Origin of the sequence: Comamonas sp. Z3 (genome assembly GCF_008121565.1) — a bacterium.
In the GTDB taxonomy this organism is placed as follows: Bacteria; Pseudomonadota; Gammaproteobacteria; order Burkholderiales; family Burkholderiaceae_C; genus Comamonas; species Comamonas brasiliensis.
Genome location: NZ_VOQU01000001.1, coordinates 996,486 through 1,011,146 on the forward strand (window position 1 = coordinate 996,486; position 14,661 = coordinate 1,011,146).

A 14,661-nucleotide genomic window follows, 5' to 3' on the forward strand; every position below is an offset into this window, starting at 1 on the left:
TCGGACTCAGACAGGCAGATTGCCAGTACCCAAATTTTTCTGAAAAAAATCGCTTTTGAGCCGCCCGGATATAAAAAAGCGGGCACTAGGCCCGCTTGTTGCTGTCCGACTATGCGGATGACCTGCCTAGAACTGGTAGCTGAGGCTGGTTCCGGCCATCCATTGGCGCCCCGGGGCCGGTTCGTAATAGCGTCCGTTGCCTTCGTTGACGATGACCGAGCCCACATAGTTCTTGTCCGCCAGATTGTCGATGCGGGCAAAAGCACTGAGTTTCCAGGCGCCCAGGCGCTTGGTGTAGCCCACGCTCAGGCTGGCCACGTTGTAGCTGGGGGCGTAGACCTGGTTCTTGTCGTCAGCGGCAATACGGCCCACATGACGCCAGTCCAGGCCCACACGCCAGTCGGTGGCGGGAAGCCATTCCAGTTCCAGGTAGCCCAGATGCCTGGCCGTGCCGGCAATGCGGTTGCCGGAGGGAATGCAGTCCTGGCCTTTGCTGTCGCAATAGCCGCTGCGCAGGCTGGCGTCGAGCAAGGTCAGCGCGCCGTTCAGGCGCAGCTGGGGCATCAGCCAGGTGCTGGTGCTCAGCTCCATGCCGCGGCGGCGGGTTTTGCCTGCGTTCTGATAGGAGGCGCGGCCACTGTCGTTGCTGGCCACCACGATTTCATTGTCGGTCTGGGTCTGGAACAGCGCGGCAGACCAGTCGCCGCGCAGGCCGGCCACATTGAAGCGTTGCTTGATGCCCAGCTCGGCACTGGTCGATACCGCAGGCTTGAGGCCGAAGTTCAGGCCGCCCACCAGATCGGGGCGGTACGAGATCTCGTTGAAGGTCGGTGTCTCCATGCCGCGACCCAGAGAGGCATAGATATTGGTGTCCTGGTTGAGCTCGTGCTGCAGCGAAACCACCGGTAGCAACTTATGGAATCCGGCATTGCCGCTATCGTCCTTGTCGGCCAGGAAATGGTCGCGCGACTGGAACTGCACATTGCTCCAGCGCAGGCCGGCATCGAGTTTCCAGCGCGGGGCAAAGGCCCAGGAGGCTTGCAGATAGGGGTCGATGCTGGTGAGGGTATTGCGCTCGTCGCGCACCAGCTCGCCGACCACGCCCAGCTGGTTGCCCACAAAGTTCTTGTAGCCCTGGCGATCTTCCCTGACGGTGTTGGCGGACAGGCCGGCAATCAGGCCCAGGCTGCCGCTGCCCAGCTCGTACTTGCCGCTCCAGCGTGCATCGATGCCGCCATAGTCGCGCTTTAGGCCGATCACCCCGCCTTTGTACTTGTCCTCAAGTTTGCTGCTGGGAGGGATAGACTGAAACTGCATCATTTCACGCTGACCGGCATAGGCCATGAGGCGCAGCGCCTGGCCTGCACCAAGCTCGCGCTCATAGGTCAGGCCGGCCTGGGTCTGCTTCACGCTTTTGCGCGAGTTCATTTTGATCGCATTGGCGTTGACGTCCTTTGGATTGAGGGCCCATTCGCTGGGTTTGATGCCGCCGGGGTCCTTGGCGTCGATGTCCACATGGTTGGCGACCAGGGTCAGCCGGCTGTATTCGTCGGGCCTGACATCGATACGGGCGTTGAACAGGTTTTTGTCCGCTGCGCTCTGGGCCCGGTAGCCGTCGGTGAGAAAACGGCTGGCGCTGAGTACATAGCCAATCCCATTGGCTTCGCCCTTGGCTTTAAGGCCCAGTCGCTTCTGGCCGTCGCTGCCCAGCGCAAAGCTGCTTTCCACCGAGGGCGCACCCTCGCCACGTTCGGTATAGGCATTGATCACGCCGCCAGAGGCGTTGCCATAGAGCGCGGAATAGGGGCCGCGCACCACTTCTACGCGCTCCAGCGAGGCGATATCGATATTGTTGGTCTGGCCCTGGCCATCGGGCATGGTGGAGGGGATGCCGTCCACATAGATCTGTATGCCGCGCACGCCGAAGGTGGAGCGTGCGCCAAAGCCGCGAATCGACAGCTGCAGGTCTTGCGCGTAGTTCTGGCGGTTCTGCAGTTGCAGGCCCGGAGCTGCGCCCAGGGACTCCGAGAGATTGACCTGCAGATTGCGCTCGCGCATGCGCTCGCCATCGAGCACGGTGACGGAGGCTGGGGTCTGCTCCAGTGCAGACTGCTGCAAGGTGCTGCGCACGGTGACTTCGGACAGCTGGGGCAGGTCCGGCTGGGCGGCGGCTTGCTGGGCCAGTGCGGACTGTGCCGTCAGCAGCAGTCCGGCGGCGGCCACAGGCCAGCCTGCCAGATGGCAAAGACGCGAAAAATGCATGTGAATATCTCTGGGGCTTGGGGTGGGCGTTGGCTGCCCTGGATGATTTGCAAGCGTCTGCTGACACAGTCCATTACCGCGACACGCCGCGCTTTCAGGCATGGCGCATATGCGCCATTGCCGGCGCCGTGGCAGGTTGCGTCTCAGGCAGCTTGCGGTGCTGGGGCGATTGTATTTGGGCAGCAGTGTTTTGATGTTTTTGCCCTGGATGTCCTTCTTGCCCGTGCTGGAGCCTTACCCCAGGTTACAAGTGACGCGACTTTCATGCACCGGCTCCGGGCCCTTGAAGCGATGCCGTTGGGGTAAGATGGCGCCGCGCTCCGGGGTGCACGCCAGTGCTGAGATCTACACCCGCGAACTTGACCCGGTTCATACCGGCGGAAGAAGAGCTTGCAAGCTGACCTCAGGGCAGTGCGTTCTCGCATGGTCAGCAAGCCTTCGGAGCATGATGTCCCCGCTCTCGAAGGAATTTCATGGACAAGGCCGCTTCGCTGGTCGCCGATCTGCTTGCTTTCATCGCAATGGATGACTGCACCGACGACCAGTTCAATCAACTCGCCCTGCGCCTTTTCGCCTACCAGTACGAATGCAATGCGCCGTTTCGCAGCTTTTGCCAGCGACGCGGTGCCACGCTGCGCAATGTCAGGAGCTGGCGCGATGTTCCGGCCGTGCCCATCGATGCCTTCAAGGCCATGGAGCTGCGCAGCGAGCCGCCATCGCCCGCCGAGCGTGTGTTCATGACCAGCGGCACCACAGGCCGCGCCGCACGCGGACGTCATTTCCATCCGCAGCTCGATGTCTACGACCTGTCCATGAAGCGCTATTTCGCCAGACGTTTCATGCAGGGTATGGAGCGCATGCCCATGGGCATTCTGTTTCCCGATGAGCAGGCCATGCCCAATTCCTCGCTGGCCCACTATCTGGCCCTGGCGCGGTCCGAATTCGGCTCGGCCGGCAGCCGCTACTATCTGAACTCGGAAGGGCTGGACATGCCGGCCCTGTGTGCCGCGCTGGAGGCGTCCGAGCGCAGCGGCCAGCCGTTTGCGCTGCTGGGCGCGAGCTTCAGCCTGGTCCATGTCATGGATGCCCTGCGTGAACAGGGCCGCAGCTTTCGCCTGCCTGCAGGCAGCCGGGTGCTGGATACGGGCGGCTACAAGGGGCAGTCGCGCGAGCTGCCGCTCGAGCAGTTCTATGCCGGGCTTTCACAGCTGCTGGGCGTGCCGCGCAGTCTGTGCATCAATATGTATGGCATGACGGAGCTGAGCACCCAGTTTTATGACGATGGCAATGCGGTACTGCCTTCGGTCAAGTCTGGACCGCACTGGATTCGCTCGCGTCTGGTCGAGCCGATCACCGGCCGTGACGTGGCAGCTGGTGAGCGCGGCATTCTGGTGCATTGCGATCTGGCCAACTACAACGCGGTGACCACCATCCTGACCGAGGATGTGGGCCTGTGGGCCGGCACGCAGGAAAAAGACGGCTTTTTGCTGCTGGGGCGCGCCGAGGGCGCCGCCGCCAAGGGCTGCTCGCTGGCGGTTGAAGAGTTTGTGAAAGCTGCCGGCGCATGAGCGAGCAGCGCAAGCTACAGCGTATCAAGGCAGGCTATCTGCCAGGCCTCGCCGACGATGAAGTGCAGTGGCAGACGCTGGGCTTCGAGTCCCGCGACGGCCAGAGGCTGGAAGTCAGCGTGCCCGTGCTGACGGCGCCGCAGATGCGGGCTCTGGCTGCTCGCGTGCGCGCGGCTGCGTGTGTCCATCTGCGCTCCATGCCAGTGGCCGAGATCATCGATGCCGTCGATCGTGCGATGGCCCGCCTGCTGGATCGCAACGACATCTACCGTCAGCAGGCCGAAGCCTGGCTGCCTGTGGTCAGCGGCTATGACGCCGATATGGTGCGGCTGGGACTGACCGGATTTTTCAAGACCTTTCGTGCAGCGCAGCTCAGGCGCTTTGTGGCCGAGGATTTCGCCAATCCGGCAGTGCTCGATGGCTTTCAACCGGCAGCCAAGGGCGGCGCCGTACGTGCTTTCGGCCCGGACCTGCTGGTGCACAGCTGGGCCGGCAACGTGCCTGCGCTGTCGCTGTGGAGTCTGGTCTGCGGCTTGCTGGTCAAGGCCCCTGCGATCGGCAAGCTAGCCAGTGCCGAGCCCTTGTTTGCGGGCTGGTTCGCGCGCCTGCTGGCCGAGGTGCATCCGCCGCTGGCCGATTGCCTGGCCGTGGTCTGGTGGCGCGGCGCAGGCGGCGAGGAGGCCGACGCGCTCTATGCCGAGGCCGATACGGTGCTGGCTTACGGCGGCAACCAAACTCTGGATGCACTGCGTCGTCGCCTGCCCGTGACGACGCGCTTTTTGCCCCATGGCCACAAGCTGGGCTTCGGCCTGATCGGGGCGCAGGCGCTGGATACGCTCAAGGCTGCGGGCATGGCAAGGCTGGCCGCCTGGGACGTGATGCGCTACGACCAGCAGGGCTGCTACTCGCCCCATGTGTTCTATGTGCAGCGTGGGGCGCCGGTTTCGCCGCGTGCTTTTGCCGATTATCTGGCGGCCGAGCTGGCCAATCTGCAGCGACGATTCGCACGCCGCGAGCTGGATCTGGAAGAAGGGGCGGCGCTGGCCCGCTGGCAGCAGAACATGGAGTGGGGCGGCGAAGCTCACGAGCTGCTGGGGCCTGTGGATGCGCCCTGGAGCGTGGCCTACAGCGAGAGTCTGCAGCCCCTGGCACCGACCGCGCTGTATCGCACGATTGCAGTGGTGGCTGTGGACCGGCTCGATGCCGTGCTGCCCGTGGTGGCCGCTCAGCGCGACTATCTGCAGACCGCCGGCATTGCGGCCGGCCCCGAAGAGCTGTACCGCCTGGGCGGGCTGTTGGGTGCGGTTGGCGTCACGCGTATCAGTGCCATCGGCTCCATGAGCATGCCCGAAGCGGGCTGGCATCATGACGGGCGCTTCAACCTGCTGGATCTGGTGCGCATGACGGAGATCGAGCAGTCGGCAGAACTGGCGGCCCAGCCGCTGGCCTCTTATGCGGACTGAGGGAGTGGATACAGCCGTGGCATTCATGGAGTTCAAGCAGGCCCGATACAGCTACCCGGGACGAGCGCCCGTGGTGGATGGCGTGGACTGGCAGATCGGGGCCGCAGAGATCCACTGCCTGCTGGGGCGCAGCGGCTGCGGCAAGACCACGCTGCTCAAGCTGGCGGCAGGTTTGCTCAGGCCACAGTCGGGCCATGTCTTGCTGGGCGGCAGCGAACTCGCGGCGCCGGGCCCCCAGCTGGGCTTTATGTTCCAGGCGCCGACCTTGCTGGACTGGCATACGGTGATAGACAACGTGCTGCTGCCCGTGTCGTTGCAGCGCAAACCTGGGCTGCAGGATCAACTGGCGGCCATGCAGCTGCTGGAGCAACTGGGCCTTGTCGAACATGCTTCGCTCTATCCGCGCCAGCTCTCGGGCGGACAGCAAAGCCGGGTGGCGCTGGCGCGCGCCCTGATTCTGGAGCCGCCTTTGCTGCTGCTCGACGAGCCTTTTGCGGCACTGGATGCCATCACGCGCGCCGAGCTGCAGGATGATTTGCTGCGCACCTGCCAGCGGCATGGCACGACGGTGCTCTTCGTCACCCACGACATCAACGAGGCCGTCTATCTGGGTGACCGCATTGCACTCATGCATGGTGGCCGCATCGTGGACGACTGGTCGATAGAGCTGCCACAGCCGCGCCAGCAGAGCCTGCGCCACGGTACGGCGTTCAACGACTATTGCGCGCGCATTCGCGCATCCATGGACCGGGGGGGCGCATGAGCGGCCTGCTGAACAAGACACACTGGCTGTCTGCCTCGCTTTTGATAGCTGTCATCGCAATATGGGAGCTGGCTGCGAGGCAATTAGGCTTGTCGGCACTGGTCTTGCCTGCGCCCTCGGCAGTGGCGCTGTCACTGTGGTCGGGTCTGGCGTCCGGCTATTTCTGGCCGCATCTCTGGGCCACCTTGCAGGCCTTGCTGCTGGGCCTGCTCATAGGCAGCGCCGTAGGCCTGCTGGCCGGCATGGCGCTGGCCGAGTCCGAGCTGCTGGAGCGCGTGCTCAAGCCCTATGTGGTGGTCAGCCAGGTCGTGCCCAAGCTGGCTCTGGCGCCGCTGTTCGTGCTCTGGTTCGGCTTCGGCATGCTGCCCACGGTGCTGATCACGGCGCTGATCTGCTTTTTCCCCTTGATGGAAAACACATTGATGGGTCTGCGCCAGGCCGATGCCCAGCGCCTGCAGCTGTTTCGCATGCTGGGGGCTACCAGACTGCAGACTCTGCTGCGCCTGAAGCTGCCGACGGGGCTGCCTGCGATTCTGGCCGGGCTGCGCGTGGCCGTGGTGCTGGCGCTGGTCGGCGCCGTGGTGGCCGAGTTCATGGGCGCCAGCCAGGGCCTGGGGGCCGTGGTCATTGCCGCCCAGGGAATGATGGACACCACGCTGATGTTTGCGGCGCTGGTGCTGATTGCCGCCATGGGCCTGCTCCTGTATCAGGCCTGTCTTGTTCTGGAGCGCCGTTTGCTGCGCTCCCATCACTTTTCAACCTCGCAGTCGGGCGACAGGGCCTGATCGCATCTTCAAACCATTTGTCATGCACAACAGCAACCAGACTTCGTTCATCTCCCGCCGCAGCCTGCTCGGCGCCTGTGCAGGCCTGAGCGGCCTTGCCATGACCGGCACCAGCATGGCGGTTCCTCTGCAGGGCAGGATTCGCCTGGCGGGCTGGAGCAAGCCCATCAGCGAGATCACCAATATTCTGGTCGAGCCCGAAAAAGGCTTTTTCAAGGCGAATGGCGTGGAGCTGGCCTATCTGCCCGGAGCAGGTGGTGGCGATGCGATCCGCAACATCCTCAGCGGCCAGGCCGACGTGGCCTTCACCGACCCAGGCTCCTTCTTCATGGCACTGGACAAGGGCGAGAAGCTGGTGGCCATCTACGACATCTATCCGCAGAACGTGTTCAACGTGGTCTCGCTCAAGTCCTCGGGCATTCGCAAGCCCGCAGACCTCAAGGGCAAGAAGATCGGTGTCTACAGCCTTGCCAGCGGCACGCGCCAGAACCTGCTGGTGATGCTGCATCAGGCCGGCCTCAAGGAGTCGGATGTGAGCATTGTCGTGACCGGCCTGCTGAACTTTGCTCCCCTGATGCAGGGACAGGTTGACGCCACGGCCGCCACGGATACCGGCCTGGCCGTGGGTCTGCGCAAGGGCATCGGCGATGTCAACGTGATGCAGGTCAGCGACCACCTCAATATGTCCAGCGACATGTTTGTGGTGCGCGAAGAAGTGTTCCAGCAGAAGAAGGATTTGCTCAAGGCCTTCATCAAGGGCTACCGCGAAAGCGCAGCCTGGATGATGGCGAACCCCGAGGAGGCCTCGGTGCTGGCCAGCAAATATGCCATCGACGGCACGCGCCGCGACATCAATCTGGATGTGATACGCCTGCGAAACGCCTCTTCCATGCCCGCCGTCCAGGGGCAGCCGCTGGGCAGCTTTGATATGGTTGCGCTGCAAAAAGGCGCCGATGCCTATCGTGCGCTGGGCATGGTGCAGCGTCAGATCAAAGTGGCGGATGTGGTTGTTTCGCTGTAAATCTTCCTCTGAGGCGCGTTACTTGGGCGGCCCCGCGCCTTTGCCCTCTCTTTGCGGGAGGGACGACAGCATCGCTGCGGGGCGGCTTAGCCGTCAAGGCCCCCGTTTGCTGTCCCCTGCCTGGGGCCTGTCAGTGTTGGAGCGGAAATCGTGAATATGAGTCAGTCTTCTTCAATGGGCTTGCGCGGCAAGGTGGTGCTGGTGACGGGAGCCAGCCGTGGCATTGGCGCGGCGATTGCCCTGGCGTTTGCGCGCGAGGGCGCGACGGTGGCCGTCAACTACCTCTCCAATGACAAGGCTGCAGCCGGCACTGTGGATGCCTGCCTGGCCGCAGGCAAGGACTCGGGCGGCGATGCCTGGGCGGTCAAGGCCGATGTGGGCTCGCCAGAGGCGGTGCAGGGCATGGTGGACAGCATAGTGCGCGAAGCGGGGGGCATCGACATCGTGGTCAACAATGCCTTCAGGCCCTATGCCTTCGATCCCGAGCGGCGCAGCCGGTTTGACGATCTGCAATGGGCGGACTATCAGGCCCAGTTCGATGGGGCCGTGGGTGCAAGCTTCAATGTCTGCCGTGCGGTGCTGCCGTTGATGCGCCAGCGCGCGCGCGGCAGCATTGTCAACATCGTCAGCAATCTGGTGGAGCAGCCTGTCGTCGCCTATCACGACTACACGACATCCAAGGGCGCTTTGCTGGCCTTCAGCCGCAATCTGGCCAGCGAGCTGGGGCCTGTGGGCATCCGTGTCAACTGTGTGGCGCCCGGGCTGGTCTATCCCACGCAGGGCACACAGGGCAGCAAGGAGTCTTTCCGGGAATCGCTGATGGCGGCCACGCCGCTGCGCCGGCTGGCGCGGCCCGAAGATGTGGCGGGGCCGGTGCTGTTTCTGGCCTCGGAACTCAGTGGCTTCATGACCGGGCAGCTGCTGCTGGTAGACGGCGGTCTGGTCATGCGCTGAGCTGGCGTGGGGCAAGCAGGGCTTTTCTGCTGGCCTTGGCTTACTGTTTGGCGGTTGCCTGGGCGTGGTCCATCGCATCGATGATGGCCACACCGGTCTGCTGTACGCCCGGAGCGTTGAAGCCTGGGCCTGGTGTGACGGCAGGGTGGCTGAGCAGCTTCTCGGCCATGCTTGGCGCTGAGGCAGGCGCGCTGGCCTGTACGGGGGAGGGCGGGTTGGCGGCAGGCTTGGCAGTTGCTTGTTCGGTGGAGTCCAGATAGTCGTTATAGCGCTTGTAGGCCTGACGCTCGTTACGAGTCTGTTCCTGCTGCTGCTGTGAATGCTTGAAGTACCGATAGGCGACCGTACCCAGAATCAGTGCTGCCACCAGAAATACGGCAATAGCGGTGACGACGAGGTTTTCGTCGGAGCGCTGAGGCGATTGACGGACGGCGGTGGGCATGGGACGGGAAGCTGGCATCTGGGAAAACGTGACCGGTGGGGCCTGATAAGTATCTAACTGTTTTCAGCGTATCAAAAACAGCGCGTTCAGGCTTTCAGATCGGCATTTTTTTCGAGAACTTCAGTCGGAAATGTCCGAAACCCCGGAGGGGCCCTATCTTGTCGCGCAAAAAAGCCGGTATGCGCTGGGCGAGACCGGCTTTTGCAGCTCAGTCAGCTATCAGGCAGCGACAGCTTGTGCCTGCTCGATCTGAGCCTTGGCCGCTTCCATGGCCGCAGCCTTGGCGTCGGGACCCATGGCCACGCCTTCAGCACGAACAATGGTCACGTCGGTCACGCCCATGAAGCCGAAGATCACCTTCAGATAGCTTTCCTGGTGCTCCATGGCCTGGCCTGCTTCGCTGGTGGAGTAAGCACCGCCGCGAGCGGAGGCCACGATGACCTTTTTGTCGCCGGCCAGACCCACGGGGCCGGTGGCGGTGTACTTGAAGGTACGGCCGGCCTGGGCGATACGATCCAGCCATGCCTTCAGCTGCGTGGGAATGGTGAAGTTGTAGAAGGGGGCGCCCACGACGATCACATCAGCGGCCAGGAACTGGCTGACCAGAGCTTCGGAGACAGCATTTTCCTGGCGTTCGATTTCGGTGGCAGCAGCCTGGCCGGTGCGAAAACCCAGGGATTGTGTGCTCAGGTGGCTGGGGGCGCTCACGGCCAGATCCAGGTAGTCGACCTTGGCTTCGGGGTTGGTCTGCTTGAGGCTGGCAACGATATCGGCCGTCAGTGCGCGGGTCACGGAATTGGAGCCAGTGATGGAAGAGTCGATGTGCAGGATTTGCATGTTGGTATCTATACCTCTAAAAATGAGTCAGAAAACACTTCTTGCCCAGCCCCGATGCTGCGTTGCGGCAAAACAGTGATTGGTTTTGAATTGCAATGGAATAGATTGTAGATTTGTTTATATTCGCCAATAAGTCTGCAAAAATGCGATAGATTGTTCCAAATATCAATTCAATCGATTCCAAGGAAATGTGCATGGTGGATCTCAACGACATGCTGTACTTCGTCGAGGTGGTCGAGCGCGGCGGCTTTGCTGCTGCCGGGCGGGCGCTGGGCATCCCCAAGTCGCGCCTCTCGCGCCGCGTCGCCGAACTCGAGGCCCACCTCGGAGTGCGTTTGCTGCAGCGCACCACCCGCAAGCTGTCTCTTACTCAGGTCGGTGAGACCTTTTTGCGCCATGGTCAGGCCATGCGCGATGCTGCCCTGGCTGCCTCGGATGCCGTGGCCGAAGTCCAGACCGAGCCGCGCGGCACCATCCGCGTGACCTGCCCGGTGACGCTGGCGCAGACGGTGCTGGGTGAGCTGATGCCCGAGTTTCTCAAGCGCTGCCCGCTGGTGCAGGTGGAGATGCAGGTCACCAACCGCCCCGTCAATCTGGTCGAGGAGGGTGTGGATGTCGCATTGCGCGTACGTGCCACGCTGGAGGACAGCGGCTCCATGGTCGTCAAGCGACTCGACAGCTCGCGCCAGATCCTGGTGGCCAGCCCCGATTTGCTGCAGCGCCAGGGGACGCCCCGCACGCTGGAGGACCTGCAACTGCTGGACAGCATGGCGATGACGGCGGTCGACGGCCATTCCAGCCTGCTGCTGGTCGGACCCGAAGGCAAGGAACACCGGCTGCAGCTGCAGCCGCGCTATGTGGTCGATGATTTGCTGACCCTGAAATTTGCCGCACTGGCCGGCAGCGGCATGTGCTGGCTGCCTGACTATATGTGCCAGGATGCCTTGAACCAGGGCACGCTGGTGCAGCTGCTGCCGCAATGGGCGCCCCCGCGCGGCATCGTGCATGCGGTGTTCCCCTCGCGGCGCGGGCTGGCACCGGCAGTCCGGCACTTTCTGGATTTTCTCGGGGAGCGCATGCCAGGCAGCAGCATTTCCGCCGTGCAGAAGGCGGCTGCATCAGTTCCGGTGACGAATTAGCTTCTGCATCGCAAGATACCAAGCTATTGAGGTCATCAGCCGTAGCAGAGCAGATGATTCGACCAATCGTCAGGGGTGACGCTGCTTTTCACCACTCAGAGTCTTCTGCTGCTGCGCCAAGGCTGGTGATTGCCGGGATGGGGGCGGGTTGCTTGGCCTGTGTCGCATACGGATTGGAGCGAGGCGGGTTTATCCATGGACTTGCTACCGACAGAGAAAGCAGAAGCCAGGCGAGTACCAGAAAGCCCTTGGGCCATGCACTCTTTGCACGAGGGTTCGGAAGCAGGGCATATAGACCATATGCGGCAAGCGCCAGTGCAAGAGGCGACAGCCAAGTCTCAAGCCACGCACGCGTCGGATTGTGGCTGTAGTAGATCAACGGGTTGACCAAAGCCACGACGCCCATGCCGGTCAGATGATGAGGAAATGAGAGCGGCTTGGATATCGGCTGTTCGACGGCAGTTGTTTGCATGTTCACTCCTGTGAATGAATGTAACAGAGGCATGTGACACCGTTGAAATTTCGTGTCGTCTACCGGCGAGCAGGCGAATCAAAGAAAGGCGGTTCAGACGCTTGTTCAGGCGCGCCTGGTACTGTTGGACAAGGCGCGGCATGCTTTGAGGCATGCCGTGCCTGACACCGGCCAAGATCTTGCTGAAGCCTCAGAGTTGCTGGATCACAGCCATGTGAGCGTGACGCGCAGGCGCATCGGAGTTGGGCAACATGGTTGAAAGCCGTCCCTCGAAGGCGCCAGCCCTGTGCGGCTGAGCATTGCTTATCAAAAAGCGTCCTGTCAAATATTTCAAATCTCAATACAGGTTAAGTACATTCTGTAGGCCAAAGCGCTGTTGTCGGCCCAAAGCGTTTGAATATTCGATTCTTTCAAATGATGCCTTTCAATACTGCATACCTGACGGCTTGGGCTCTGGTCCTTACCTGCATCTTTCGGTAGATGTTTTTCACATGCGTTGATACAGTCAATGCACTTATTTCCATGTAGTCCCCAATCTCATGGGTTCTTTTTCCTTGAGCAATCAATCGTAAAACTTCTTTTTCCCTATCCGTCAGCTTTTCGAATTTCTTGTGTTCAAGAGGAATTTCGTTGGGTGCAGAGTATTGAAATATCTTTGGCAGAATTTTCTTCGCAACAATCGGAGATATGGATGCCCCGCCATTGGCCACTTCCAGTACCGCTTGCGAATAACTTCCAAACCATGAATTCTTTAATAGATATCCAACCACCCCTTTTTTGAAAGCATCCATGGCGGCATCGCCTTTTTCGCTGGAGGAAATGGCGATGCTCAATACATTGGGCATTCTCAATTGGACTAACTCCAGCAAATCGGCTCCTTGTCCTTCGCCAAGAGACAGGTCCACGAGAAGCACGTCGAACTCCTCGGCCAAGACACCCTTGCGCGCTTCCCGATAGGAGGAGGCCTGCCCGATCAGGATGGTCCGAGGGTCACGCATGAGCTCCTGCGAGATCACGCTCCTGCTATGTCTGTCTTCGTCAGCCAGGAAAACCCGCACGGGCTGGTTCTTCTGACCTTTCATGTCGGATGGCCAGGTGTATCCCGTGGCAGAGGATGTGACTTCGATGCTGCCCGCATCAAAGTATGGCCCCTTGGGCAAGTCGGAGAGATACATGTGACACCCGATCTGTGTAATGGGAATTGGAAAATCTGCTGAAAAATAAAATTTCATCTCGTAAAAATCTATTAAAAATCCATAAGGAAAAGTATGGTTTAAATTTTTACATTTATTCACTTCAATATTGGGTAGAGAATTGAAAAGCAGTCATGGAAGTTAGATGAAAACCCTTTATTTTTGAAACATAAGAGAAATAATATAAATAGAAATGTGGATTACTTTTTTTAACATTGTAGGAAATTTTCCATAATGCTACTTTTTCAATAGCGCACCATTCATCAAGCACATCGTACTAATCATTCTCCGCAATTATCTGAGTGGGTGAAATAATAATTGCAAATAGGGTATTACTGTTTCCCAGACATTTTCTGAAACTGCTGCTACCGAAATCATGTTGTGGACCGTGAAAATTTAATCCAGAACTTGAAGACGGTTAAAACCGGCCTTTGCTTAATAATTGGCACAGGTCTCTCTCACATACTTCAGTTGTCTACAAACTCGCTATTCAAAGGAACGATCATGAAAAAGTCTCTGATTGCCATGGCGGTTATTGCGTTGGCTGGTGTTGCATCTGCTGCCGTGAGCAGCTCCAGCATTGCTGCAACTAATACGACGTCAAGTGCATCGTCTGCAACGCTGTCGGGCGCAGCCAGCTCGGGCAACGGAAGTGCGCTGAGCATGAATAGCGCCACCTCCGGCGCAACCTCGAATGCAAACGCTGCTGGCGGCGCTATCGGTGCAGGCAGTTTTGGCATCGGTGGGGCAGCTGTCGGTGGTAGCGCAACGACCTTCGGCAACGTCAAGAGCCTTTCCGCAACCACCGGCAACGGTGTTGCAGGCGGTGTGGCAGCAACCAATGCCAATGCAGGCTCGGGCGCTGCAGCTGGCTACAGCGCCGGCCCGGTGAGCGGCACAGCCTTCGGTGGAGCTTCTTCGCAGACCGCGAATGTCGCTGCAACTGGCGCCGGCCCTGGCGGTGGCCTGGCTTACATCAACAACAACGCGGGCACCACCTCTGGCTACAACGCCACATCGGGAGCCGTTTCCTCACCCTGGGGCGCGCTGACCAATACGACATCGAACGCTGGCTCTGTGGGTACCGTCCACCAGAACGCCGGGGCATGGGGTAATGCCGGCTACCTCTCCAACGGTGGCGGCACTTCCGGTACTGCTGGTGCAGGCTCTACCGCCAATGCCAACTAAGCAAGCTATCCCAAGATAGCTGTGTTTGTCCCGGGCCTGGCCAGCCAGGCTCGGGCGACGTAGGAGCCAAGCATGAAACTCTCAATAGCTCTGTTAAGTCTTTGCGTTCCTTTGTGCAGCTATGCGCAAAGTGCTGGCAGCAGCGCGCAAAGCTCCTCCGAGTCCTCTTCCGTGGGGGCCCAGCAAAATCAATCGGTCACCATTGTCAATCCTGTGGTTGCGCCGATGGAGAGCCGTTCCACGGGTACGATGGAGAGCAGGTCCACCTCGACTTCCGACCAGAACATTACAACGAACGGAACGACAACCCAGAATCTGAACAGCACGGTGTCCGGGACTTCCAAGAACATCGTGGAGTACACGGGCACCTACACCATGAAGAACGTTCCCAGCGTGAACGGCCCCAACCTCACGACCAGCAACGACACCTGCATGGGCAGCAGCAGTGGCAGTGCCAACGGACCCGGCTTTGGCGTGAGCTTCGGCACGACCTGGACGGACGAGCATTGCAAGCGCCTGAAAATGAGCCGCGAACTCTGGAACAAGGGCATGAAGGCCGCCTCGCTGGCGATGG

15 protein-coding genes and 1 riboswitch are annotated in these 14,661 nt (G+C 60.7%); of the genes, 9 read left to right on the plus strand and 6 right to left on the minus strand.

What is annotated here, in order from left to right:
• Positions 1–126: 126 nt before the first annotated feature.
• Positions 127–2,262: a TonB-dependent receptor gene (locus FSY59_RS04665; protein ID WP_148728547.1), complete on the minus strand. Its 2,136-nt coding sequence runs from the start codon at positions 2,260–2,262 to the stop codon at positions 127–129.
• 311 nt (positions 2,263–2,573) lie between these two features.
• Positions 2,574–2,665: riboswitch (TPP riboswitch) on the plus strand.
• A gap of 70 nt (positions 2,666–2,735) precedes the next feature.
• Here FSY59_RS04665 and FSY59_RS04670 point away from each other — a divergent pair.
• The 6 genes from FSY59_RS04670 to FSY59_RS04695 all read left to right on the plus strand — a co-directional run bounded on the left by FSY59_RS04670 (position 2,736) and on the right by FSY59_RS04695 (position 8,816).
• Positions 2,736–3,830: a long-chain-fatty-acid--CoA ligase gene (locus FSY59_RS04670; RefSeq protein WP_003055716.1), complete on the plus strand. Its 1,095-nt coding sequence runs from the start codon at positions 2,736–2,738 to the stop codon at positions 3,828–3,830.
• Entirely contained in the window at positions 3,827–5,293 is a 1,467-nt protein-coding gene (locus tag FSY59_RS04675; protein ID WP_003055715.1) for an acyl-CoA reductase, read from the plus strand. The genes FSY59_RS04670 and FSY59_RS04675 overlap by 4 nt, the downstream gene beginning before the upstream one ends.
• A 25-nt stretch (positions 5,294–5,318) precedes the next feature.
• Positions 5,319–6,056 carry an ABC transporter ATP-binding protein gene (locus FSY59_RS04680; RefSeq protein WP_235214392.1) on the plus strand — a complete coding sequence of 246 codons (738 nt, stop codon included), beginning with the start codon at positions 5,319–5,321 and terminating at the stop codon, positions 6,054–6,056.
• The gene (locus FSY59_RS04685) at positions 6,053–6,841 is read left to right on the plus strand and encodes an ABC transporter permease (RefSeq protein ID WP_148728548.1); all 789 of its coding nucleotides are present in this window, start codon (positions 6,053–6,055) and stop codon (positions 6,839–6,841) included. Before FSY59_RS04680 ends, FSY59_RS04685 begins: the two co-directional genes overlap by 4 nt.
• A gap of 22 nt (positions 6,842–6,863) precedes the next feature.
• Positions 6,864–7,862 (plus strand): ABC transporter substrate-binding protein, encoded by a 999-nt coding sequence (locus FSY59_RS04690; protein WP_003055708.1) that lies wholly within the window; start codon positions 6,864–6,866, stop codon positions 7,860–7,862.
• Positions 7,863–8,018: 156 nt separating this feature from the next.
• Positions 8,019–8,816, plus strand: a complete 798-nt coding sequence (locus FSY59_RS04695) for an SDR family oxidoreductase (protein WP_003055706.1) — start codon at positions 8,019–8,021, stop codon at positions 8,814–8,816.
• A gap of 40 nt (positions 8,817–8,856) precedes the next feature.
• Here the strand turns inward: FSY59_RS04695 and FSY59_RS04700 are convergent, their stop codons facing one another.
• Both FSY59_RS04700 and FSY59_RS04705 read right to left on the minus strand, forming a co-directional pair.
• A complete protein-coding gene (locus FSY59_RS04700; RefSeq protein ID WP_148728549.1) occupies positions 8,857–9,258 on the minus strand; it encodes a hypothetical protein in 402 nt (133 codons plus the stop codon).
• Between the two features lie 219 nt (positions 9,259–9,477).
• Positions 9,478–10,095, minus strand: coding sequence for an FMN-dependent NADH-azoreductase (locus FSY59_RS04705; RefSeq protein WP_003055701.1), 618 nt, complete (start codon positions 10,093–10,095; stop codon positions 9,478–9,480).
• Positions 10,096–10,289: 194 nt separating this feature from the next.
• Between FSY59_RS04705 and FSY59_RS04710 the strand changes: the two genes are divergently transcribed.
• Positions 10,290–11,234 carry a LysR family transcriptional regulator gene (locus FSY59_RS04710; protein WP_003055699.1) on the plus strand — a complete coding sequence of 315 codons (945 nt, stop codon included), beginning with the start codon at positions 10,290–10,292 and terminating at the stop codon, positions 11,232–11,234.
• An 88-nt stretch (positions 11,235–11,322) separates the two neighbouring features.
• Here FSY59_RS04710 and FSY59_RS04715 read toward each other — a convergent pair whose 3' ends face one another.
• The 3 genes from FSY59_RS04715 to FSY59_RS27645 form a co-directional block, all read right to left on the minus strand.
• Positions 11,323–11,706, minus strand: coding sequence for a hypothetical protein (locus FSY59_RS04715; protein ID WP_003055697.1), 384 nt, complete (start codon positions 11,704–11,706; stop codon positions 11,323–11,325).
• Between the two features lie 410 nt (positions 11,707–12,116).
• Positions 12,117–12,881 (minus strand): response regulator transcription factor, encoded by a 765-nt coding sequence (locus FSY59_RS04720; RefSeq protein WP_003055695.1) that lies wholly within the window; start codon positions 12,879–12,881, stop codon positions 12,117–12,119.
• A 485-nt stretch (positions 12,882–13,366) separates the two neighbouring features.
• Positions 13,367–13,546, minus strand: coding sequence for a hypothetical protein (locus FSY59_RS27645; protein WP_232536166.1), 180 nt, complete (start codon positions 13,544–13,546; stop codon positions 13,367–13,369).
• Here FSY59_RS27645 and FSY59_RS04730 point away from each other — a divergent pair.
• A complete protein-coding gene (locus tag FSY59_RS04730; RefSeq protein WP_232536044.1) occupies positions 13,464–14,087 on the plus strand; it encodes a hypothetical protein in 624 nt (207 codons plus the stop codon). The two genes, FSY59_RS27645 and FSY59_RS04730, sit on opposite strands and share 83 nt — an antisense overlap.
• Before the next feature lie 72 nt (positions 14,088–14,159).
• Positions 14,160–14,661: hypothetical protein (locus tag FSY59_RS27335; protein WP_187427892.1), on the plus strand; the 502-nt coding region annotated here is incomplete at its 3' end.

Coding starts and splice junctions, on each gene's coding strand:
- FSY59_RS04675 (WP_003055715.1), top strand. CDS start 3,827: ATGAGCGAGCAGCGCAAGCTACAGCGTATCAAGGCAGGCTATCTGCCA.
- FSY59_RS04685 (WP_148728548.1), top strand. CDS start 6,053: ATGAGCGGCCTGCTGAACAAGACACACTGGCTGTCTGCCTCGCTTTTG.
- FSY59_RS04715 (WP_003055697.1), bottom strand. CDS start 11,706: ATGCAAACAACTGCCGTCGAACAGCCGATATCCAAGCCGCTCTCATTT.
- FSY59_RS04705 (WP_003055701.1), bottom strand. CDS start 10,095: ATGCAAATCCTGCACATCGACTCTTCCATCACTGGCTCCAATTCCGTG.
- FSY59_RS04720 (WP_003055695.1), bottom strand. CDS start 12,881: ATGTATCTCTCCGACTTGCCCAAGGGGCCATACTTTGATGCGGGCAGC.
- FSY59_RS04680 (WP_235214392.1), top strand. CDS start 5,319: ATGGAGTTCAAGCAGGCCCGATACAGCTACCCGGGACGAGCGCCCGTG.
- FSY59_RS04665 (WP_148728547.1), bottom strand. CDS start 2,262: ATGCATTTTTCGCGTCTTTGCCATCTGGCAGGCTGGCCTGTGGCCGCC.
- FSY59_RS04690 (WP_003055708.1), top strand. CDS start 6,864: ATGCACAACAGCAACCAGACTTCGTTCATCTCCCGCCGCAGCCTGCTC.
- FSY59_RS04695 (WP_003055706.1), top strand. CDS start 8,019: ATGAGTCAGTCTTCTTCAATGGGCTTGCGCGGCAAGGTGGTGCTGGTG.
- FSY59_RS04670 (WP_003055716.1), top strand. CDS start 2,736: ATGGACAAGGCCGCTTCGCTGGTCGCCGATCTGCTTGCTTTCATCGCA.
- FSY59_RS04700 (WP_148728549.1), bottom strand. CDS start 9,258: ATGCCCACCGCCGTCCGTCAATCGCCTCAGCGCTCCGACGAAAACCTC.
- FSY59_RS04710 (WP_003055699.1), top strand. CDS start 10,290: ATGGTGGATCTCAACGACATGCTGTACTTCGTCGAGGTGGTCGAGCGC.